Origin of the sequence: Streptomyces sp. MMCC 100, from assembly GCF_041538145.2 — a bacterium.
Lineage (GTDB): Bacteria > Actinomycetota > Actinomycetes > Streptomycetales > Streptomycetaceae > Streptomyces.
Window position 1 is genome coordinate 2,127,886 of record NZ_JBGORK020000001.1, and the last position, 20,481, is coordinate 2,148,366.

Genomic DNA, 20,481 nt, shown 5'->3' on the forward strand with positions numbered 1-20,481 from the left:
CCACGTGAGCGACTCGGGCACGGCCAGGAGCGTCACCGGCGAGGACGAGGTCGTCGACCTCTGCCGCGAGCTGATCCGGATCGACACCAGCAACTACGGCGACCACTCGGGGCCGGGCGAGCGCAAGGCCGCCGAGTACGTCGCCGAGAAGCTCGCCGAGGTGGGGCTCGAACCGAAGATCTTCGAGTCCCACCCCGGACGCGCCTCCACGGTGGCCCGGATCGAGGGCGAGGACCCGTCCCGGCCCGCGCTGCTCATCCACGGCCACACCGACGTCGTCCCGGCCAACGCGGACGACTGGACCCACCACCCCTTCTCCGGGGAGGTCGCCGACGGGTGCGTGTGGGGGCGCGGTGCCGTCGACATGAAGGACATGGACGCGATGACCCTCGCGGTCGTCCGCGACCGGCTGCGCAGCGGGCGCAAGCCGCCGCGGGACATCGTGCTGGCGTTCCTCGCCGACGAGGAGGCCGGCGGCACGTACGGCGCCCGTCACCTCGTCGACCACCACCCCGACCTCTTCGAGGGCGTCACCGAGGCGATCAGCGAGGTGGGCGGCTTCTCCTTCACCGTGAACGAGCAGCGCCGCCTGTACCTGATCCAGACGGCCGAGAAGGGCATCCACTGGATGAAGCTGACTGTGGCCGGTACCGCGGGGCACGGGTCGATGATCCATCGTGACAACGCCATCACCGAGCTCTCGGAGGCCGTCGCGCGTCTCGGCCGGCACAAGTTCCCCGTCCGTGTCACCAAGACGACCCGGGCCTTCCTCGACGAACTGGGCGACGCGCTGGGCACCGAGCTGGACCCGGAGGACATGGAGGGGACGATCGCGAGGCTCGGCGGCATCGCCAAGCTCATCGGCGCGACCCTGAGCAACACCGCCAACCCGACCCAGCTGGGCGCGGGTTACAAGGTCAACGTCATCCCCGGCGAGGCCACCGCGCACATCGACGGGCGCTACCTGCCGGGGTACGAGGAGGAGTTCCTCGCCGACCTCGACCGCATCCTCGGACCGCACGTGCGCCGCGAGGACGTGCACGCCAACAAGGCCGTCGAGACCACCTTCGACGGAGCGCTGGTCGACGCGATGCAGTCCGCGCTGGTGGCCGAGGACCCGGCCGCGAAGGCGATCCCGTACATGCTCTCCGGCGGCACGGACGCCAAGTCCTTCGACGACCTGGGCATCCGGGGCTTCGGCTTCGCGCCGCTCAAGCTGCCGCCGGAGCTGGACTTCGCGGGCATGTTCCACGGCGTCGACGAGCGGGTGCCGGTGGAGGGACTCCAGTTCGGCGTGCGGGTGCTCGACCGCTTCATCGACGCGTCCTGAATCGCCTGTGTGTACGGGAGGCGACCGGGACGAGTGAATGCGCTCATAAGCTCGTAGCCTGATTACTCCCTCCTCGTTACAGGTGATGCGATCGGCAATTTTGGGATCGCGTTTGCCAACTAGGAGGAACAATGCTCAAGAAGGTCGTCGCCGCTGCGGCAGCCACCGGTGGTCTGGTTCTCGCGGGGGCGGGCATGGCCGTCGCCGACTCCGGTGCCCAGGGTGCCGCCGTGCACTCGCCCGGCGTCCTTTCCGGCAACGTCGTTCAGGTTCCCGTGCACGTGCCGGTGAACGTCTGCGGCAACACGATCTCCGTGATCGGCCTGCTGAACCCCGCCTTCGGCAACGTCTGCATCAACAAGTGACGTTGTGCCTCGCCCCGTGAGGATCTGATTCCGCCGGCCCCGGAGCGCACGCCATGTGCTCCGGGGCCGACGGCCTTTCGGGGGACATTCGAGGCGAGGGGACGACGGCAACGCCGGAATTCCGGCACTCTCGGCATTCTCGGAACCACGGGACCAGGACAAGGCAGGGATTCAGGAAATGCGACAGGTCACCCGCAAGGGCCTGATGACGATGGCGGCGGCCACCGGCGTGATCGCCGCCGCCGGCGGTACCGCCCACGCGGATTCGGGTGCGCACGGTTCGAGTTCGGGTTCGCCCGGCGTACTGTCCGGCAACACGGTGCAGGCCCCGGGGCACGTGCCGGTGAACGTCTGCGGCAACACGGTGGACGTGGTCGGCATCCTCAACCCGGCGATGGGCAACGCGTGTGCCAACCAGGGCGGCGGTGCCGCCTCCGGAGGGCACGGCGGCTCGGGCGGACACGGCGGCTCCGGGAGCCACCACGGGTCGCACGGGGGCTCGCACGGCGGCTCCCACGCGGGCGGTCACGCCACGGACTCGCCGGGCGTCGGCTCCGGCAACCACGTCGAGGTGCCGATCGACGTGCCGGTGAACGTGTGCGGCAACAGCATCGACGTCGTCGGTGTCCTCAACCCGACCACCGGCAACGACTGCGGCAACGGGGGCGGTGGCGGGGATCACTCGACGCCTCCCGGCGGCCACGAGACGCCTCCCGGCAAGCCGGACAACCCCGGCAACCCCGGCACCCCGGACAATCCGTCCGGTGGGGGTGGTGAGACGCCGGGCGACTCCACCGACGACAACCAGCCGGGCACCCAGACCGTCGCCCAGCCCCGCGGCGACGCGGCGCTCGCCGAGACCGGCAGCGACCTGCCGCTGGGCCTCGCCCTGCCGGTGGGCGCCGGCGCGCTGCTCGCGGGCACGGTGCTCTACCGCAAGGCACGCGCCTCGGCGTGAGACGGGCACACCGGCACACGCAGCGGGCTCCGCGTCGGCGGGGCCCGCTCCGTATCCACCTCCGTCACTCGCGCCCGACCGGTCCCGGTCACCGGATCACCAGGTGGCGCGCACCTGGCGGATGATCCGCCGCCGCAACCGCACCTTGCGGCTGCCGTCACGCAGCAGGGTCAGGCGGTACAACTCCCAGTGTCCGTACTCGGCATGGTCCGTCAGCTGACGTGTCGCCTCCTTGCGGGTGACCCCGCGCGGTAGGTACACATCGACAAATTCGTATTCCGGCATCGAATCTATTGTGCGGGCTGGGGCCCGGTACGGATAGCGTCTGCACTATGTCTGATGCTGCGCAGCCCACCGCTGCCGAGGTACGCGCCGCCGCCGAGGCGGTCAAGACCGCGCTCGACCGCCACCTTGCCGCGGTCGAACGCCGGTCGGGAGAGGAAGACCCGGCCGTCTACGACGCGTTCAACGAGCTGGCCGCGGCCGCGGAGGCGTACGACGAACTGCTCTACGACCGGTACGACGAGGTCACCCCCTTCGAGATCCCCGGGGAGGACACGCTGCCGCCGTACACGGGCCCCGAGGAACCCAGCGCGCTGAGCGTCCTGATCCGCCGCGACTACGCCGTGGCCGAGCCACAGCGGCTGATGGCACAGGCGCGACGCGTCGAGGAGGTGGACGAGGAGAGGCCGGGCGTGGAGGCCTCGGGCACGGTGCACGGGGCGCTCGGCCTCCTGTTCGGCGAGTTCGAGCCGGACGAGATCGCCTCCCGGCACAAGGAGTTCGGGCTGGAGGAGGGCGACTCCACGCTCTGGGTGACGGCCGCGGACGAAAGTGCCGACCCCGGCGAGTGGCTGGAGGCCCCGTTCGAGCAGGTCGACCCGCAGCGGGTGGTCTGCCGCTTCGACGTCAGCGCGGTCTTCGACGAGGACTTCGACGACGACCTCGACGACGATGACGAGGAGGACGGCGCCAGCGCCCTGGCGGAGCTGGACGAGGACCTCGACACGGACCTGGACGAGGACGGCGAATCGGCCCGCCTCGAGGCGGACCGCTGAACGGCGGGACCACGGTACGCAGGCCGTCATGACGACTACGGCGGCGGGCGCGGGCGTCCCGGGCCGCCGCCGTAGCCGCCCAGGGACACTCGGGCCGACCGCCGACCGCCGGCCGGGTGCCCGGGTCAGTCGGTGACCGGGATTTGCGGTGCGAGCAGCGTCGGCAGCCTGGTCGTGCGCGGTTTGGCCGGAATCTCCGCCACGGCGCGCGGGAGGGCCTGCTCCACGCCGTGCACCACGGACAGGTGCCGGGCGGCCCGGCCGAACGCCGTGTAGATCCAGGGGCGGCTGAGGGCCTGCACGGCGTCGCCGGGCAGCACCACGACCGCCGCGGGCCAGCGGCCGCCCAGCGCCTGGTGGGCGGTCAGAGCCCAGCCGTGCCGCACCGATCCTTCCACCCGGTCCCTGGGCACGACCACGGTCTCGCCCGCGCACGACAGGTGCAGCCCGTCGGCGTCGGCCTTCACCACCAGGCCCGGCAGCGTGCGACCCGGCGCGGGGGAGTGGACGACCCGGTCACCGGGGTCGAAGCCGCCGAAGCGGCCGGGGCCCGGGTTCAGCCGCTCCTTCAGGGCCGCGTTGAGCACCCGCGTGCCCGCGGCACCGCCGTGGCCCGGCGTGATCACCTGAGTCTCCTCGGCCGGAACGCCGATCGCGCGCGGCACCGAGTCCGCCACGAGCTGGACGGTGCGGTGCACGGCCTCGCCCGCGTCCCGCACCGGCACGATCACGATCTCCTTGCCGGGCGCCTCCACCTGGCCCAGCTCACCGATGCCGACGCCGGAGACCAGTTCGCCGAGCGGACCGGGATCCGGGCGCCGCGAGGCGATCTGGGGGCAGACCCGTGCCGCCAGCAGATCCGCGAAGACCCGCCCGGGGCCCACGGACCAGAGCACCGCCGGGTCCCCGGCCAGCACCAGCCGTGCCCCGTCCGGCAGCGACTCCGCGAGCAGGGCCCCCGCCTCGACGTCGAGCTGCGGCGCGTCGAGCACGACGAGCAGATCGAGGTCCAGCGCCCCGTCGGCGTCCCGCCCCGGCCCTTCGGCGCCGGTCAGCAACCCGGTCACGGTGACGGCGGCGGGAGCGGTCGGTACCGAGGAGGGCGATTCGGCCGGCGGTTCGCCCAGCAGGGCGGCGAAGCGGTCGCGGCCGAGCGGTCCGGGCGCGGCGGCCCAGGCCCGCAGGCCCAGGGCGTGCGCCGCGTGCAGCAGGGCGGCGGGCTCGGCCAGGGACGCCTCGCCGCCGGTGTGCAGGACCAGCCCGTGGCCCGCGACGGCACGGATCAGTTCGGCGGCGGAGCCCTGTGCCGAGGCGGCGGCCTGCTCCCAGTCCGCGGCGGGGCCGTCCTGCTTGGGCGCCGAGTTGACCAGCCGGGCCAGACCGTCGGCGAGACTCTCCTCGGCGAGCGCGTACCGCTCGAGACCGATCAGCACACGGACGGGGCGTTCCTCGCCCTCCCCGCCCTCCGCGTCCGTGCCCTCCGTACCGCTCGCCGTGCGCTCCGGGCGGGCGCCGGGCTCCTCCAGGGCGTCCTGGAAGGCGAGTGCCTCGCCCTCGGCGAGCGTGCTCTGCACGGCCGCGTCGGGATCGGGAACACCCCGCTGGGCCAGCGTGGCGGTGAGACGTGGCAGCTCCAGCGCCGTGTGCCCGGCCAGGGCCGCCTGCTCCAGCAGCCAGACGGTGACGGCACGGCCGCGCCGCTCGTCGTCCGGGCCGCACTCCGCGCCGAGCAGTGCTCGGGCGAACCCGTCGGCCTGCTCCGGCCGCACTCCGCCGACCCGGAGCAGCTGCCAGGGATCCGCGCGCAGCGCGTCCTCGGCGCCCTCGCCGAGGAGCGCGGTGGTCTGCGGCGCGAGCGACTCGGGGGCGCCGCCCTCGGCCAGCACGCGCCGCACCGACTGCACGGTCTCCGGTGCCGGTCCGGCCGGTCCCGCGGGCGCGGCGGCCGGCTCGGCGGGCTCCGGCCGGGGCCGCCGTACCGGCTCCGGGGCGGGGCGGCGCGCGGCCTCGGGGGCGCCGAAGACCGTGGCCGCCGGTTTCTCACCGCTCTCCACGGCGCGTACGGCGGCGAGCAGATCGGCCGCCGTGCCGCTGAGCTTGCCCCCGGCGTCGATCGGCGCCTGCTTCTCCGCCTTCCGCCGCTCGATCCGCTCCCGCTCGACCCGCTGCGCGGCCAGCTCGGCCTCGACCTCGGACACCTGTGCGGCCGCTTCGCCCCCGCCCCCGTCCCCGGCCGCGGTGTCCGGCTCGGCGGCGTCCGGCGCGGACCCCTCCGCCGTGCCCGGGGTCTCCGGCCCGGTGTCCACGGCGTCCGTGGTGTCCTTCGAGACGGGCTCGGGCTCCGTGCTCACAGCGTGCTCCAGTCGTGATCGGGATAGTGGTGCACGGGCGCCGACACGTCGTCGAGCGCCCGGCAGATCTCGTCAGGAAGACTAAGGGTCTCCACTGACAACGCCGCCGTGAGCTGCTGCGCGGTGCGCGGACCGATGATCGGGGCGACCACCCCGGGCCGGTCGCGGACCCAGGCCAGCGCCACCTGGAGCGGCGTCACCGCGAGCCCGTCCGCCGCCGTCGCCACCGCGTCCACGATGTGCCCGGCCGTCTCGTCGAGGTAGGGCTCGACGAACGGCGCCAGGTGGTCCGAGGCACCCCGCGAGTCCGGTGGCGTCGCGTCCTTGCGGTACTTGCCCGTCAGCACCCCCCGGCCCAGCGGGGACGAGGGCAGCAGCCCGATGCCCAGGTCCAGGGCGGCCGGTAGCACCTCCCGCTCCACGCCCCGCTGGAGCAGCGAGTACTCCATCTGGGTGCTCGCCACCCGGTTGCGGACACCCGGCGCCGCCAGCTGCCAGGTCGCCGCCTTGGCCAGCTGCCAGCCGCAGAAGTTGGAGACCCCCGCGTAGCGCGCCCGGCCGCTGCTCACCGCCACGTCGAGGGCGTGCAGCGTCTCCTCCAGCGGGGTGTGCGGGTCGAAGGCGTGCAGGTGCCACACGTCGACGTGGTCCGTGCCCAGACGGGCCAGCGAGGCGTCCAGCGCGGAGAGCAGGTGGGCACGCGAACCGTCGAAGCGGCGGTCCGGATCCGGAACGCTGCCCGCCTTGGTCGAGATCACCAGATCCCGGCGCGGCACCAGGCCCTCCATCAGGCGCCCGAGCAGGTACTCGGACTCCCCGTCGCCGTACACGTCCGCCGTGTCGACGAGCGTCCCGCCCGCTTCCCAGAAGGTCTTCAAGAGGTCCGCGGCGTCGTGCTCGTCCGTGTCCCGGCCCCAGGTCAGGGTGCCGAGACCGATGCGGGACACGCGCAGGCCGGTGCGGCCGAGATGCCTCTGCTCCATGAACGCCGACATTACTGGCCACGGCTTGCCCTGTGGGGGCCTGTGGACAACCCATTTCCGCGCGCTAAGGTCGGGGCACCAGCCACGTTACTGATCGGTAAGGGGAATCGGCCATGCAGCTCGGGATCAACCTCGGCTACTGGGGTGCCGGAATGGACGCGGACAATCTGGCCGTGGCCCAGGAGGCCGACCGGCTCGGATACGCCGTGTGCTGGGCCGCCGAGGCCTACGGCTCCGACGCGGCCACCGTGCTGACCTGGGTCGCCGCCCAGACCGAGCGCATCGACGTGGGTTCGGCCATCTTCCAGATCCCGGCCCGCCAGCCCGCGATGACCGCGATGACCGCGGCCACCCTGGACTCCCTGTCCAAGGGCCGTTTCCGCCTCGGTCTCGGCGTGTCGGGACCGCAGGTCTCCGAGGGCTGGTACGGCGTCAAGTTCGACAAGCCGCTCGCCCGCACCCGCGAGTACGTCGAGATCGTGCGCAAGGCGATGACCCGGGAGCGGCTGTCCTACGAGGGACAGCACTGGACGCTGCCGCTGCCCGGCGGCCCCGGCAAGCCGATCAAGCTGACCGTGCACCCGCAGCGCGAGCACATCCCGCTGTACATCGCGGCCATCGGCCCGAAGAACCTGGAGCAGACCGGCGAGATCGCCGACGGCGCCCTGCTCATCTTCCCCTCCGCCGACCACCTGGAGGAGACCGCCGTCAAGCACCTGCGCGCCGGACGCGAGAAGGCCGGCAAGACCCTCGACGGGTTCGACATCTGCCCGACCCTGCCGCTCGCCCTCGGCGACGACAAGGACGTCACCGCCCTCGCCGACACCTTCCGGCCGTACACCGCGCTCTACGTCGGCGGCATGGGCAGCTTCAAGCAGAACTTCTACAACCAGCTCGCCCAGCGCATGGGTTACGAGCAGGAGGCCACCGAGATCCAGCAGAAGTACCTCTCCGGCGACAAGCAGGGCGCCGCCGAGGCCGTACCGCACGAGCTGATCGACCAGACGACGCTGCTCGGCTCCGTCGACCGCATCGCCGACCGGATGAAGGCCTACGCCGCGGCCGGCGTCACCACCCTGACCCTCGCCCCCGCGGGCTTCACCCTCGACGAGCGGCTCGCCGCCCTGCGCGCCGGTACCGAGGCCCTGGAGCGCGCCGGACTGGCGTGACACCGCGGGAAAGTTTCTGCGGCCGTGGTGGGGGCTCGGGGGGTCTTCCCCGCCACGGCCGTCACGAGGAACAACGCGCCCACACGCGCGGGGTTACGCCTCCCGGTGCTCCCCGCCGTCCTTCTTTCGGCGCAGCCGTCTGCCGCACCTGTTGCCGCGCTCCCGCACCCGCACTTGACTCGTGCATCGCGGAGTGTGCGTTACCTGCGGACCACGCAGCGGCAGAGAGGTGCCACCGATGCTTTCGGCCAAGAGTCTTTTCCAGGAGATCCTCGACAACGACGAGTCGTTCCGTCTCTTCTGCTCCGTCGCGGCCAGCGGCGAGTCCCAGGGCGGCTGGGAGAACGCGCGCATCGCGGCGCTGGTGCCGGAGAGCGAACGCGCCCTCGCCCCCAAGATCACCCGGCACGGCGCGGACGAGGACAAGCACGGCCGGATCTTCAACGCCCTGCTGAAGAAGCGCGGTCTCGAACCCGTCGAGGTACCGCCCGAGACCGACTACACGATGCTCCTCGAGCGGCACGGCATCGGCCTCGCCCACGAGAAGCTCAAGGCCGACCAGCCCCTGACCGTGCGGGACATCATCACCTACCTCGCCCACAGCAGGGTCACCGAGCAGCGTGCCGCCGAACAGATGGCGATGCTCCTCAAGTACTTCGCCGACCATCCGGACCTGGGCCGCGCGGTCCGGATGATCTCGGCCGACGAGGACAACCACCTCGCCTACTCCCACGAGGAACTGCTGCGCTACGCCGCCGCCGGGCACGGCCCGTACATCCGGCGGACGCTGCGCGAGTGCGCGCACGCCGAGATCCGCGTCCACCGCGACGTCAGCCTCGCGGTGATGGCCCGCATGGGGCGCATCCTCGGCTGGTCGCGCGCGAGGTCGGCGCTGCTCGCGGCCGGCATCCACGCGATGTACGCCGCCGAGCGGGCGGCCGGCTGGCGGCGCATGGTGACACTCCGGGCGCCCGAACGGCGCGACGCGCTCGGCGGACCCGCCACCGCGGCCCCCGAGGTCGCCTGAGGGGCCCCGGCCCCCTACAGCCAGCCCCGGCGCTTGAACTGCCGGTACAGCAGCACCTCCAGGACGGCCATCAGCGCGATCACCGCCGGATAGCCCCACACCCAGTGCAGTTCCGGCATGTGGTCGAAGTTCATGCCGTAGATCCCGGCCAGCATCGTGGGCACCGCCGCCATGGCCGCCCACGCGGAGATCTTCCGCATGTCGTCGTTCTGCCGGACGCTCGTCTGCGCCAGATGCGCCGACAGGATGTCCGAGACCAGCCGGTCCAGGCCCTCCACCGACTCGTTCACGCGCGTGAGGTGGTCGCTCACGTCCCGGAAGAACGGCCGCGCCCTGTCGTTCACGAACGGCACACCGCCGCCGTACGCCCCCGTACCGGCCAGCCGGGCCAGCGGCGGAGCGAGCGGACCGGTCGCCCGGCGGAACTCCAGCACCTGCCGCTTGAAGGTGTAGATCCGCGACGCGGTGTGCCGGGAGCCGCCGCCGTCCGGCGAGAAGACCTCCGCCTCCAGCTCCTCCAGGTCGGTCTGGAGCTCGACCGCCACGTCCAGGTAGTGGTCGACGGTGGCGTCCGCTATCGCGTACAGCACCGCCGTGGGGCCCTTGCCGAGCAGCTCCGGCTCGTGCTCCAGCCGCCGCCGTACGGCCTTCAGCGGAGAGCCCTCGCCGTGCCGGACGACGACCGCGAAGGCGTCGCCCAGGAAGATCATGAGTTCGCCGGTGGAGACGGCGTCGCTGTCCGGCTCGTACACCACCGGCTTGAGGACGGCGAAGAGCGAGTCGTCGTACACCTCCAGCTTGGGCCGCTGATGGGCCTTGAGTGCGTCCTCCACCGCCAGCGGGTGCAGCCCGAACTCCTGGCTGACCAGCTCGAACTCCTTCTCCGTCGGCTCGTACAAGCCGATCCAGACGAACCCGCCCGCCCCCCGCGCCTCACCGAGCGCGTCGGAGAAGTCCTCGGGTCCGTCCGTGCGGTGCCCGTCCCGGTAGATGGCACAGTCGACGATCACCGAACCCATTCTCCCCTCGTCCCGGCACCCCTGCGCCGCGCCGTACGCCTACCCTGGCCGCATGCCCACGCTGATCCTGGTTAGGCACGGACGCTCCACCGCCAACACCGAGGGGCTGCTCGCCGGCTGGACGCCCGGCGTCGCCCTCGACGAACGCGGGGCCGCGCAGGCCGCCGCGCTCCCCGGGCGGCTCGCCGGCCTGCCGCTCTCCGAGATCGTCACCAGCCCCCTGCAGCGCTGCCAGGAGACCCTCCGGCCGCTGCTCGACGCCCGGCCCGGACTGCGGGCCCACACCGACGAACGGATCGGTGAGTGCCACTACGGCGACTGGTCCGGCCGCAAGCTCGCCGAGCTCAAGGACGAGCCCCTGATGGAGGTGGTGCAGGCGCACCCGTCCGCCGCGGCCTTCCCCGGCGGCGAGTCGATGCGCGCCATGCAGACCCGCGCCGCCGAGGCGGTACGCGAGTGGAACGCGCGCGTGGAGCGCGACCACGGCGCCGACGCCGTCTACCTCATGTGCTCCCACGGCGACATCATCAAGTCCCTCGTCGCCGAGGCACTCGGCCTCCACCTCGACCTCTTCCAGCGGATCTCCGTCGAGCCCTGCTCCGTCACCGCGATCCGCTACACCCGGCTGCGCCCGTACCTCGTCCGCCTCGGCGACACCGGCGACTTCGCCTCCCTCGCCCCGCACGAGGAGCCGTCCGGCGACGAGGCCCCGGTCGGGGGTGGTGCGGGCGCACCGTGATCGTCCGCCGCAGTAGGGTGAACCGGTCGCGGCAGTGCCCCCGATCCCGACCTTCCGCTTTCCCCGACTTCCATGGAGACAGGACGTGTCCCGTCAGGTGTTCCTCTACGACCAACCGGAACGTTTCGTGGCCGGTACGGTCGGGCTGCCCGGGCGCCGTACGTTCTTCCTCCAGGCCTCAGCCGGCTCCCGGGTGACCAGCGTGGCCCTGGAGAAGACCCAGGTCGCCGCCCTCGCCGAGCGCATGGACGAGCTTCTGGACGAAGTCGTACGGCGCAGCGGCGGCAGCACCGTCGTCCCCGCCACCGCCCCCACCGGACCCGCCGACACGGCGCCGCTGGACACCCCCGTCGAGGAGGAGTTCCGGGTCGGCACCATGGCGCTGGCCTGGGACGGCGAGGACCAGCGCATGATCGTCGAGGCGCAGGCCCTCGTGGAGCTCGACGCCGAGTCCGAGGAGGACCTGGCGGAGGCCGAGGAGCGGCTCCTCCAGGACGAGGAGAACGGCCCGCCGATGCTCCGGGTCCGCCTCACCGGCGCGCAGGCCAGGGCCTTCGCCAAGCGCGCCCTCGACGTCGTCAACGCCGGGCGGCCGCCGTGCCCGCTGTGCAGCCTCCCGCTCGACCCGGAAGGACACGTATGTCCGCGCCAGAACGGATACCGCCGCGGAGCGTGACCACCGACGCGGCGGCGGCCGAGCTGCTCGCCCTGGGCGAGCTGACCGTGCGCGGACGCATCCGTGACGCGTCCAACGCGGCGCTGTACTGCACGGTGACGCACGAGGGACGCGAGGCGGCCTGCGTCTACAAGCCGGTCGCCGGTGAGCGTCCGCTGTGGGACTTCCCCGACGGCACCCTCGCCCAGCGCGAGGTCGCCGCCTACGAGGTCTCGGAGGCCACCGGCTGGGGCCTGGTACCGCCCACCGTGCTGCGCGACGGGCCGTACGGCGAGGGCATGGTCCAGCTGTGGATCGAGACCGTGCCGGACACGGAACTGCTCGCCCTGGTCGACGAGGAGGAACCGGGCCCCGGCTGGAAGGGGATCGCCCTCGCCGAGGTCGGCGAGGGGCGCACCGCCCTGCTCGTCCACGCCGACGACGAACGGCTGCGCCGGCTCGCCGTACTCGACGCCGTGATCAACAACGCCGACCGCAAGGGCGGCCACCTGCTGCCCGCGGCGGGGGAGCGGCTGTACGGCATCGACCACGGGGTCACCTTCAACGCCGAGAACAAGCTCCGCACCCTCCTGTGGGGCTGGGCGGGAGACCCGCTCACCACGGAGGCCCTGGCGGTCCTGGACGCCCTCAAGGAGTCACTGAAGGACGGCGGCACCCTGGCGACCCGGCTCGCCGCGCTCGTCACCCCCGCCGAACTCGACGCCACGCGCGCGCGTGTCGACGCCCTGCTGGCCTCCGGCAAGCACCCCGAACCCAGCGGCGAGTGGCCGGCCATCCCCTGGCCGCCCGTCTAGCGTTCGGAGGGGTTGATCAGCACGTCGGCCGGTTTCGCGCAAGAGCGCCTTACCGGCCATCCGGCCCGGTCCGGTTCGTGTACGGAACATCCGTCCGGTTAGGCTCATGACATGCATGCCTGGCCCGCTTCCGAGGTCCCCGCCCTGCCTGGTCAGGGCCGCGACCTGAGGATCCACGACACCGCGACCGGCGGCCTGGTCACCCTCGACCCCGGTCCCGTCGCCCGCATCTACGTCTGCGGCATCACGCCGTACGACGCCACCCATATGGGGCACGCGGCGACCTACAACGCGTTCGACCTCGTGCAGCGCGTGTGGCTCGACACCAAGCGGCAGGTCCACTACGTCCAGAACGTCACCGACGTCGACGACCCGCTCCTCGAACGGGCCGTGCGCGACGGTGTCGACTGGACCGCCCTCGCCGAGCAGGAGACCGCCCTCTTCCGCGAGGACATGACGGCGCTGCGGATGCTGCCGCCCCGGCACTACATAGGCGCCGTCGAGGCCATACCAGGCATCGTCCCGCTCGTCGAGCGGCTGCGCGACGCCGGCGCGGCCTACGAACTCGAGGGCGACATCTACTTCTCCGTCGAGGCGGACCCCCACTTCGGCGGCGTCTCCCACCTCGACGCCTCCGCGATGCGGCTGCTCTCCGCCGAGCGCGGTGGCGACCCCGACCGGCCCGGCAAGAAGAACCCGCTCGACCCGATGCTGTGGATGGCCGCCCGCGAGGGCGAGCCCAGCTGGGACGGTGCCACGCTCGGCCGCGGGCGCCCCGGCTGGCACATCGAGTGCGTGGCCATCGCCCTCGACCACCTCGGCATGGGCTTCGACGTCCAGGGCGGCGGCTCCGACCTCGCCTTCCCGCACCACGAGATGGGCGCCTCCCACGCCCAGGCACTCACCGGCGAGTTCCCGATGGCCAAGGCGTACGTGCACGCCGGCATGGTCGGTCTCGACGGCGAGAAGATGTCCAAGTCCAAGGGCAACCTGGTCTTCGTCTCCCGGCTCCGCCGCGAGGGCGTCGACCCGGCCGCCATCCGGCTCACGCTGCTCGCCCACCACTACCGCTCCGACTGGGAGTGGACCGACCAGGTGCTGGAAGACGCCCTCGCCCGGCTCGACCGCTGGCGCGCCGCCGTCTCCCGCCCCGACGGCCCGCCCGCCGAGGCCCTCGTCGAGCAGATCCGCGCGGCCCTCGCCGACGACCTGGACTCCCCGGCCGCCCTCGACGCGGTCGACCGCTGGGCCGCGCTCCAGCAGGAGTCCGGCGGCACGGACATCGGCGCCCCGGGCGTCGTCTCCCGAGCTGTGGACGCCTTGCTGGGCGTGGCGCTGTAGCGCAAAAGCTGCGGGCAATCGTGCCTCCCCCAGTGCTGAACGGCCTGGGAAGTACCCCCAGGGCGGCACGGGTGGGCGCAGGCGGCACCCGCCCAGCGCCGGTCCGCGCACCCCGCAGTGACCCGCACCAAAACGACTGAGGGGCGCTCCCACCAGGGAAGCGCCCCTCACTCACACCTGACCGGGCTCAGTCCTCCGACGACTCCTCGTCGTCCCCGCCCGCCTGCGGCGGCTTCGGCGGCTTCGGCGGCCGCGTCCGCCCACTCGGGTTGTCCCGCAGGAACGGCGCCCCGGACGGTCCGTCGCCCCCGTCCGCCGTGGCATGCCCACCAGGACCCCCGGGTCCGGGCCCGCCCGGCCCCGCCCCGTCCCGCCGCCGCAGATACCGCTCGAACTCCCGCGCGATCGCCTCGCCCGACGCCTCCGGCAGCTCCGCCGTGTCCCGGGCCTCCTCCAGCGACTGCACGTACTCGGCGACCTCGGTGTCCTCGGCGGCCAGCTGGTCCACGCCCACCTGCCAGGCACGCGCGTCCTCGGGCAGCTCGCCCAGCGGTACCCGCACGCCGATCAGGTCCTCGAGCCGGTTCAGCAGGGCCAGTGTCGCCTTCGGGTTCGGCGGCTGCGACACGTAGTGCGGCACCGCCGCCCACAGCGACACGGCCGGCACGCCCGCGTGCGTGCACGCCTCCTGGAGGATGCCGACGATGCCCGTGGGCCCCTCGTACTTGGTCTCCTCCAGGTCCATGCGCCGGGCCAGGTCCGCGTCCGAGGTGGTCCCGCTGATCGGGACCGGACGGGTGTGCGGGGTGTCGCCCAGCAGGGCGCCCAGGACGACCACCAGCTCGACGCCCAGCTCGTGGGCGAAGCCGAGCAGCTCGTTGCAGAACGAGCGCCAGCGCATGGACGGTTCGATGCCCCGGACGAGCACGAGGTCGCGCGGTTTGTCACCGCCGACCCGGACCACCGACAGCCTCGTCGTCGGCCACGTGACCTTGCGGACGCCGTCCTCGATGAAGACGGTGGGACGGTTGACCTGGAAGTCGTAGTAGTCCTCGGCGTCCAGCGCCGCGAACACCTCGCCCTTCCACTCCTTGTCGAGATGTGCGACCGCGGTGGAGGCGGCGTCACCGGCATCGTTCCAGCCCTCGAACGCGGCCACCATGACCGGGTCGACCAGCTCGGGAACCCCCTCGAGCTCGATCACCCAGCGCCTCCTTCCGACGTGCCCTCGCGTACCCCCCAACCTTACGGCGTGCCGAGGGGCCGCCCGCAGCCCCTTTGCACGGGGCAGTGAACGGATCACTGCCCCGTACCCGGCGTCCGGACACCCGCCGCGGGAGGGGCCGGTCCTACTTCTTGTCGAGCACGTCCTGGACCTTCGCGCGGACGTCGTCCGTGGCCAGGCCGCGGATCGTCAGCGTCGTACGGCGGCGCAGCACGTCGTCCGCCGTCTCGGCCCACTCGTTGTCCCGGGCCCACACGACCTGCGCCCAGATCTCCGGGGCGTCCGGGTGGACACGCTGCGCCAGCTCCGGGCTCTCGTTGGCGAGCCGGGCGATGTCGAAGGCGAGCGAGCCGTAGTGCGTGGCCAGGTGCCTGGCGGTGTCCGCCGCCATGCGCGGGCCGGGCGCGGAGCCGTCCACCAGCAGCCGGTGGGCCACCGCGCGCGGGTTGGCGACGCCGGGCAGCGGCAGCTTCTTCGGCAGCGACGCGATCGGCTCGAAGTCGTCTCCCAGCGGATGACCGGGCAGCGCCTCCAGCTTCTTCATCACCGTACGGCCGATGTGGCGGAAGGTGGTCCACTTGCCGCCCGCGACGGACAGCATGCCGCCCCGGCCCTCGGTGACGACCGTCTCGCGCTTGGCCTTCGACGTGTCTCCGGGGCCGCCGGGCAGCACCCGCAGGCCCGCGAAGGAGTACGTGATGAGGTCACGGTCCAGCTGCTGGTCGCGGATGGAGAACGCGGCCTCGTCGAGTATCTGGGCCACATCCTTGTCGTTGACCGCGACGTCCGCCGGGTCGCCCTCGAACTCCTCGTCGGTCGTGCCGAGCAGCAGCATGTCCTCCCAGGGGAGGGCGAAGGTGATCCGGTACTTGTCGATCGGGGTGGCCAGCGCGGCCTTCCAGGGCGCGGTGCGCTTGAGCACCAGGTGCGCGCCCTTGGACAGGCGGATGGACGGGGCCGCGGCCGGGTCCTCCATGCGGCGCAGGTGGTCGACCCACGGGCCGGTGGCGTTGAGCACCAGGCGGGCGTTCACCCCGAACTCGTCGCCGGACAGCCGGTCCTTGAGCTCGGCGCCGGTCACCCGGCCGTTGGTGAAGCGCAGCCCCGTGACCTCGGCGTGGTTGAGGACCACCGCCCCGGAGTCGACCGCCGCGCGGACGGTCATCAGCGCCATGCGGGCGTCGTTCATCTGGTCGTCGCCGTACACGGCCACGGCCTTGAGGTTGTCGGTGCGCAGCTCCGGCACGTCCTGCGCGGCCTTGGCCGGGGAAAGCAGGTGGCCGACGCCGTCGCCGAAGGCGGACAGCGCCGAGTACGCGAAGACACCGGCCCCGAGCTTCGCCGCGCCGTGCGGCCCGCCCTTGTACACGGGGAGGTAGAAGGTGAGCGGGTTCGCCAGGTGGGGGGCCACCTGGCGGGAGACCGCACGGCGTTCGAAGTGGTTCTCCGCCACCAGCTTCACCGCGCCGGTCTGCAGGTAGCGCAGTCCGCCGTGGAGCAGCTTGGAGGAGGCGGAGGAGGTGGCGCCGGCGAAGTCGCCGGCGTCGACCACGGCCACCCTGAGGCCGGACTGCGCGGCGTGCCAGGCGGTGGAGATGCCCAGGATGCCGCCGCCGATCACGAGAAGGTCGTACGACGCCTTGGAGAGCTGCTCCCGGGTCTCGGCCCGGCTCGGGTTCGAGCCGGAGGCCGGGTGCGTACCCAGGGCAGGCACGGACTGCAGGGCGGACTGAGTGGTCATTGCGGTTCTTACTCCTCGTCCTCGAGCCAGCCCATGGTCCGCTTCACGGCCTTGAGCCAGCTCTTGTACTCACGGTCGCGGGTGTCCGCGTCCATGCGGGGGGTCCACTCGGCGGCCCGCCGCCAGTTGGCGCGCAGGTCGTCGGTGCTGTTCCAGAAGCCGACGGCCAGGCCGGCGGCGTAGGCGGCGCCGAGGCAGGTGGTCTCGGCGACCATCGGGCGCACCACGGGCGCGTCCACGAAGTCGGCGAGGGTCTGCATCAGCAGGTTGTTGGAGGTCATGCCGCCGTCGACCTTGAGGGCGGTCAGCTCCACACCGGAGTCCTTGGTCATGGCGTCCGCGATCTCCCGCGTCTGCCAGGCGGTGGCCTCCAGGACGGCGCGCGCGAGGTGCGCCTTGGTGACGTACCGGGTGAGGCCGGCGATCACACCGCGGGCGTCGGAGCGCCAGTACGGGGCGAACAGGCCGGAGAAGGCCGGTACGAAGTAGGCGCCGCCGTTGTCCTCGACGGTCAGGGCGAGGGTCTCGATCTCGGCGGCCGTGGAGATCAGGCCCATCTGGTCGCGCATCCACTGCACCAGCGAACCGGTGACGGCGATCGAGCCCTCCAGGGCGTAGACCGTGTCCTGGTCGCCGATCTTGTAGCCGACCGTGGTCAGCAGGCCCGAGTAGGAGTTGATCAGCTTGTCACCGGTGTTCATCACCATGAAGGTGCCGGTGCCGTACGTCGACTTGGTCTCGCCCTCGGAGAAGCAGGTCTGGCCGAACAGGGCCGCCTGCTGGTCGCCGAGCGCCGAGGCGACCGGGATGCCGCCGAGCAGGTCGCCGAGGCGGCCGCCCGTGATCTCGCCGTACACCTCGGCGGAGGAGCGGATCTCCGGAAGCATCTGCATCGGCACGCCGATCGACTCGGCGATCTTCTCGTCCCACGCCATGGTGTGCAGGTTCATCAGCATGGTGCGCGAGGCGTTGGTGACGTCGGTGACGTGCTTGCCGCCGTTGACGCCGCCGGTGAGGTTCCAGATGACCCAGGTGTCCATGGTGCCGAAGAGCAGGTCGCCCGCCTCGGCGCGCTCGCGCAGACCGTCGACGTTGTCGAGCAGCCAGCGGGCCTTGGGACCGGCGAAGTAGGAGGCGAGGGGAAGGCCGGTCTCGCGGCGGAAGCGGTCCTGGCCGACGTTGCGGCCGAGCTCCTTGCACAGGGCGTCGGTACGGGTGTCCTGCCAGACGATGGCGTTGTGGACGGGCTCACCGGTGTTCTTGTCCCAGACGAGGGTGGTCTCGCGCTGGTTGGTGATGCCGATGGCCTTGATGTCGTCACGGGTGATGCCGGCCTTCTCGACGGCTCCGGCGACGACCTCCTGGACGTTGGTCCAGATCTCGGTGGCGTCGTGCTCGACCCAGCCCGGCTTGGGGAAGATCTGCTCGTGCTCCTTCTGGTCGACGGAGACGATGCGGCCGTCGCGGTCGAAGACGATGCAGCGCGAGGAGGTCGTGCCCTGGTCGATCGCGGCGATGAACGGCCCGTGGCCGTGCGAGGCGATTCCGGCGGTGTGGGCGTCGGTCACTGTGTGCTCCTGGGGTTCCGTGGTGGGTGGCCGGTGCGTACGGCGCGTGGTCTGCGGCTCGATGATCGCCGAGCGGGGGCCCGCTCAGGCGAACGCGACGTTGTAGACACCTCCGGCGATCGCACCGCCGATCAGCGGACCGACGACCGGGATCCAGGCGTAGGACCAGTCGGATCCGCCCTTGTTGGGAAGGGGCAGCAGGGCGTGCACGATGCGCGGGCCGAGGTCGCGGACCGGGTTGATCGCGTATCCCGTCGGGCCGCCGAGCGACAGACCGATGGAGACCACCACGAACCCGGTGATCAGGGCGCCCAGGACGCCGAGGCCGTTGCCCTCGTCGTTCAGGCCCTGGGTGAGGATGGCGAGCAGCAGCACGAAGGTGCCGATGATCTCGGTGGCGAGGTTCTGGACCGTGTGCCGGATCTCCGGGCCGGTGGAGAAGATGCCCAGGACGGGACCTGCGCCCTTCTCCTGCGCCTCGACGGACTTGGCCGTCGTGTCCTGTGCGCCGGGGCCGCCGACGATCTCCCGGTCGGTGAGGTGGGCCTGGAACTGGCCGTAGTAGGCGATCCAGACCAGGACCGCGCCGATCATGGCGCCGAGGATCTGGCCCGCGAAGTAGGTCGGCGTGTTGCTCCAGTCGCCGTCCTTGATCGCGATGCCGACCGTCACGGCCGGGTTGAGGTGTGCTCCGGAGAGCGGACCCGATATGTACGCCGCCGTCATGACGGCGAAGCCCCACCCGAAGGCGATGGCGAGCCAGCCGGCGTTGCGCGCCTTGGAGGCCTTGAGCGTCACGGCGGCACACACGCCGCCGCCGAGCAGGATGAGCAGGGCGGTACCGATGGTCTCGCCGATGAAGATGTCGGAGCTGGACACCCGCGACTCCTTTGTCCTTCGTCCAGGGAAAGCCGAACCCCCGGGTCCCTCCGGGTGTTCCGGCGCCCTCGGTGTGAGAGCGATGGCGGCCCTTGGCACTGCGCCGCACACTCTAACGCGTATTGCCGGTAGGTGTTCGACAATGCCGACCGCTGGACGCGAGTCTCGTTCGACGTCACGCGCGCGTCAAGAGCTGTGTTATCGAAAGCACGATCGTTATTGATCGTCGTCGGCTATCGATCTTCCGGCGGGGCGCGCGGGGAAGACACCGAGGGCCGGAACGCGCTCGGCGCCCCGGCCCTCGTCCTCCCGGCCCGCGCCGGCGCGCCCTAGAACCGCCCGGCGCCCAGGTCCCGCGACACCGCGCGGGCGCAGTCCCGTACCGCCGCGACCAGTTCGGGCCGCAGCTCGCCCTCCCGGCACAGCCGTTCCACCGCCCCTGTGATGCCGACCGCGCCGACCGGCATCCGCCTGCGGTCGTGGATGGGGGCCGCGATGGAGGCGATGCCCTCCCAGGTCTCCTCGACGTCGGCCGCGTACCCACGCGCGCGCGTGATGTCCAGGACGTGCTCGAAGCTGTCCGGCTCGCAGACCGTCCGGTCCGTGAACGCCTTGCGGTCGGCCTCCAGCGCCTCGCTGTGCGCCACCGGGTCGTACGCCGACAGCACCTTGCCCAGCGCCGTCGAGTGCAGCGGCTGCATGGCCCCGATCTCCAGGACCTGCCGGCTGTCGTCGGGCCGGAAGACGTGGTGCACGATGAGGACGCCCTGCTGGTGCAGGACCCCGAGGTGCACGCTCTCGCCGCTGGAACGGGCCAGGTCGTCCGTCCAGACCAGGGCACGGGCCCGCAGCTCGTGCACGTCCAGGTAGGTCGTGCCCAGGCGCAGCAGTTCGGCGCCCAGCTGGTAGCGCCCGGAGGCGTCGTCCTGCTCGACGAAGCCCTCCTGCTGGAGGGTGCGCAGAATGCCGTGCGCGGTGCCTTTGGCCAGACCCAGCGACGAGGCGATGTCCGACAGGCCGAGCCGCCGCTCGCCGCCCGCGAGCAGGCGCAGCATCGCGGCCGCCCGCTCGAGCGACTGGATGTTCCGTGCCATCGACGTACTGCCTCCGTCCCCTTCGACTGCCGACCTCGGCGTCGCTGACGTCGTTCGGCAATGCCGAACACTACCGGTCGATGCCGACCTCCGCTAATGGTCGGCGGGCAACTGTTGCACTTCGGCCACCTCCCGGTGACCGCGCACACCGTCCAGCAAGCGCG

General features: G+C 72.1%; 19 protein-coding genes. 10 read left to right on the forward strand and 9 right to left on the reverse strand.

What is annotated here, in order from left to right:
- Positions 1 to 4: 4 nt before the first annotated feature.
- The 3 genes from ABS735_RS09815 to chpC all read left to right on the forward strand — a co-directional run bounded on the left by ABS735_RS09815 (position 5) and on the right by chpC (position 2,653).
- Complete coding sequence (locus tag ABS735_RS09815) at positions 5 to 1,330, forward strand: M20/M25/M40 family metallo-hydrolase (RefSeq protein ID WP_256112319.1); 1,326 nt, start codon at positions 5 to 7, stop codon at positions 1,328 to 1,330.
- A gap of 131 nt (positions 1,331 to 1,461) precedes the next feature.
- Entirely contained in the window at positions 1,462 to 1,695 is a 234-nt protein-coding gene (chpH, locus tag ABS735_RS09820) for a chaplin ChpH (protein ID WP_003977150.1), read from the forward strand.
- A gap of 178 nt (positions 1,696 to 1,873) precedes the next feature.
- Positions 1,874 to 2,653, forward strand: a complete 780-nt coding sequence (chpC, locus tag ABS735_RS09825; RefSeq protein ID WP_373906470.1) for an LAXTG-anchored chaplin ChpC — start codon at positions 1,874 to 1,876, stop codon at positions 2,651 to 2,653.
- A 96-nt stretch (positions 2,654 to 2,749) separates the two neighbouring features.
- On the opposite strand, the gene ABS735_RS09830 is transcribed toward chpC, so the two are convergent.
- On the reverse strand, positions 2,750 to 2,938 hold the full coding sequence (locus ABS735_RS09830) for a DUF5703 family protein (protein ID WP_007388288.1): 189 nt from the start codon (positions 2,936 to 2,938) through the stop codon (positions 2,750 to 2,752).
- A gap of 47 nt (positions 2,939 to 2,985) precedes the next feature.
- Here ABS735_RS09830 and ABS735_RS09835 point away from each other — a divergent pair, with 47 nt between their 5' ends.
- A complete protein-coding gene (locus tag ABS735_RS09835) occupies positions 2,986 to 3,711 on the forward strand; it encodes a hypothetical protein (RefSeq protein ID WP_373906469.1) in 726 nt (241 codons plus the stop codon).
- Between the two features lie 125 nt (positions 3,712 to 3,836).
- On the opposite strand, the gene ABS735_RS09840 is transcribed toward ABS735_RS09835, so the two are convergent.
- Together ABS735_RS09840 and ABS735_RS09845 are read right to left on the reverse strand one after the other, a co-directional pair.
- A complete protein-coding gene (locus ABS735_RS09840; protein ID WP_373906468.1) occupies positions 3,837 to 6,062 on the reverse strand; it encodes a helix-hairpin-helix domain-containing protein in 2,226 nt (741 codons plus the stop codon).
- A complete protein-coding gene (locus tag ABS735_RS09845) occupies positions 6,059 to 7,045 on the reverse strand; it encodes an aldo/keto reductase (RefSeq protein ID WP_373906467.1) in 987 nt (328 codons plus the stop codon). The genes ABS735_RS09840 and ABS735_RS09845 overlap by 4 nt, the downstream gene beginning before the upstream one ends.
- A 113-nt stretch (positions 7,046 to 7,158) precedes the next feature.
- Here ABS735_RS09845 and ABS735_RS09850 point away from each other — a divergent pair, with 113 nt between their 5' ends.
- A complete protein-coding gene (locus ABS735_RS09850) occupies positions 7,159 to 8,214 on the forward strand; it encodes an LLM class F420-dependent oxidoreductase (protein ID WP_373906466.1) in 1,056 nt (351 codons plus the stop codon).
- A 238-nt stretch (positions 8,215 to 8,452) separates the two neighbouring features.
- Complete coding sequence (locus ABS735_RS09855; protein ID WP_373906465.1) at positions 8,453 to 9,241, forward strand: ferritin-like domain-containing protein; 789 nt, start codon at positions 8,453 to 8,455, stop codon at positions 9,239 to 9,241.
- Positions 9,242 to 9,255: 14 nt separating this feature from the next.
- On the opposite strand, the gene corA is transcribed toward ABS735_RS09855, so the two are convergent.
- Positions 9,256 to 10,251 carry a magnesium/cobalt transporter CorA gene (gene corA / locus ABS735_RS09860; RefSeq protein WP_373906464.1) on the reverse strand — a complete coding sequence of 332 codons (996 nt, stop codon included), beginning with the start codon at positions 10,249 to 10,251 and terminating at the stop codon, positions 9,256 to 9,258.
- A gap of 61 nt (positions 10,252 to 10,312) precedes the next feature.
- Here corA and ABS735_RS09865 point away from each other — a divergent pair, with 61 nt between their 5' ends.
- The 4 genes from ABS735_RS09865 to mshC all read left to right on the forward strand — a co-directional run bounded on the left by ABS735_RS09865 (position 10,313) and on the right by mshC (position 13,810).
- A complete protein-coding gene (locus ABS735_RS09865; protein ID WP_373906463.1) occupies positions 10,313 to 10,999 on the forward strand; it encodes a histidine phosphatase family protein in 687 nt (228 codons plus the stop codon).
- Positions 11,000 to 11,084: 85 nt separating this feature from the next.
- Entirely contained in the window at positions 11,085 to 11,675 is a 591-nt protein-coding gene (locus ABS735_RS09870) for a DUF3090 domain-containing protein (protein WP_003977160.1), read from the forward strand.
- Positions 11,639 to 12,469, forward strand: coding sequence for an SCO1664 family protein (locus tag ABS735_RS09875; protein WP_373906462.1), 831 nt, complete (start codon positions 11,639 to 11,641; stop codon positions 12,467 to 12,469). The genes ABS735_RS09870 and ABS735_RS09875 overlap by 37 nt, the downstream gene beginning before the upstream one ends.
- Before the next feature lie 111 nt (positions 12,470 to 12,580).
- Positions 12,581 to 13,810 carry a cysteine--1-D-myo-inosityl 2-amino-2-deoxy-alpha-D-glucopyranoside ligase gene (gene mshC / locus ABS735_RS09880; RefSeq protein ID WP_373906461.1) on the forward strand — a complete coding sequence of 410 codons (1,230 nt, stop codon included), beginning with the start codon at positions 12,581 to 12,583 and terminating at the stop codon, positions 13,808 to 13,810.
- A 187-nt stretch (positions 13,811 to 13,997) separates the two neighbouring features.
- Here the strand turns inward: mshC and parJ are convergent, their stop codons facing one another.
- The 5 genes from parJ to ABS735_RS09905 form a co-directional block, all read right to left on the reverse strand.
- Positions 13,998 to 15,014 carry a filament polymerization regulator ParJ gene (parJ, locus tag ABS735_RS09885; protein WP_373906460.1) on the reverse strand — a complete coding sequence of 339 codons (1,017 nt, stop codon included), beginning with the start codon at positions 15,012 to 15,014 and terminating at the stop codon, positions 13,998 to 14,000.
- 145 nt (positions 15,015 to 15,159) lie between these two features.
- Positions 15,160 to 16,776, reverse strand: a complete 1,617-nt coding sequence (locus ABS735_RS09890; RefSeq protein ID WP_373906459.1) for a glycerol-3-phosphate dehydrogenase/oxidase — start codon at positions 16,774 to 16,776, stop codon at positions 15,160 to 15,162.
- Between the two features lie 8 nt (positions 16,777 to 16,784).
- Positions 16,785 to 18,344, reverse strand: coding sequence for a glycerol kinase GlpK (glpK, locus tag ABS735_RS09895; protein ID WP_373906458.1), 1,560 nt, complete (start codon positions 18,342 to 18,344; stop codon positions 16,785 to 16,787).
- A gap of 84 nt (positions 18,345 to 18,428) precedes the next feature.
- Entirely contained in the window at positions 18,429 to 19,223 is a 795-nt protein-coding gene (locus ABS735_RS09900; RefSeq protein ID WP_373906457.1) for an MIP/aquaporin family protein, read from the reverse strand.
- Between the two features lie 329 nt (positions 19,224 to 19,552).
- On the reverse strand, positions 19,553 to 20,317 hold the full coding sequence (locus ABS735_RS09905) for an IclR family transcriptional regulator (protein WP_003977167.1): 765 nt from the start codon (positions 20,315 to 20,317) through the stop codon (positions 19,553 to 19,555).
- Between the last annotated feature and the right edge of the window lie 164 nt (positions 20,318 to 20,481).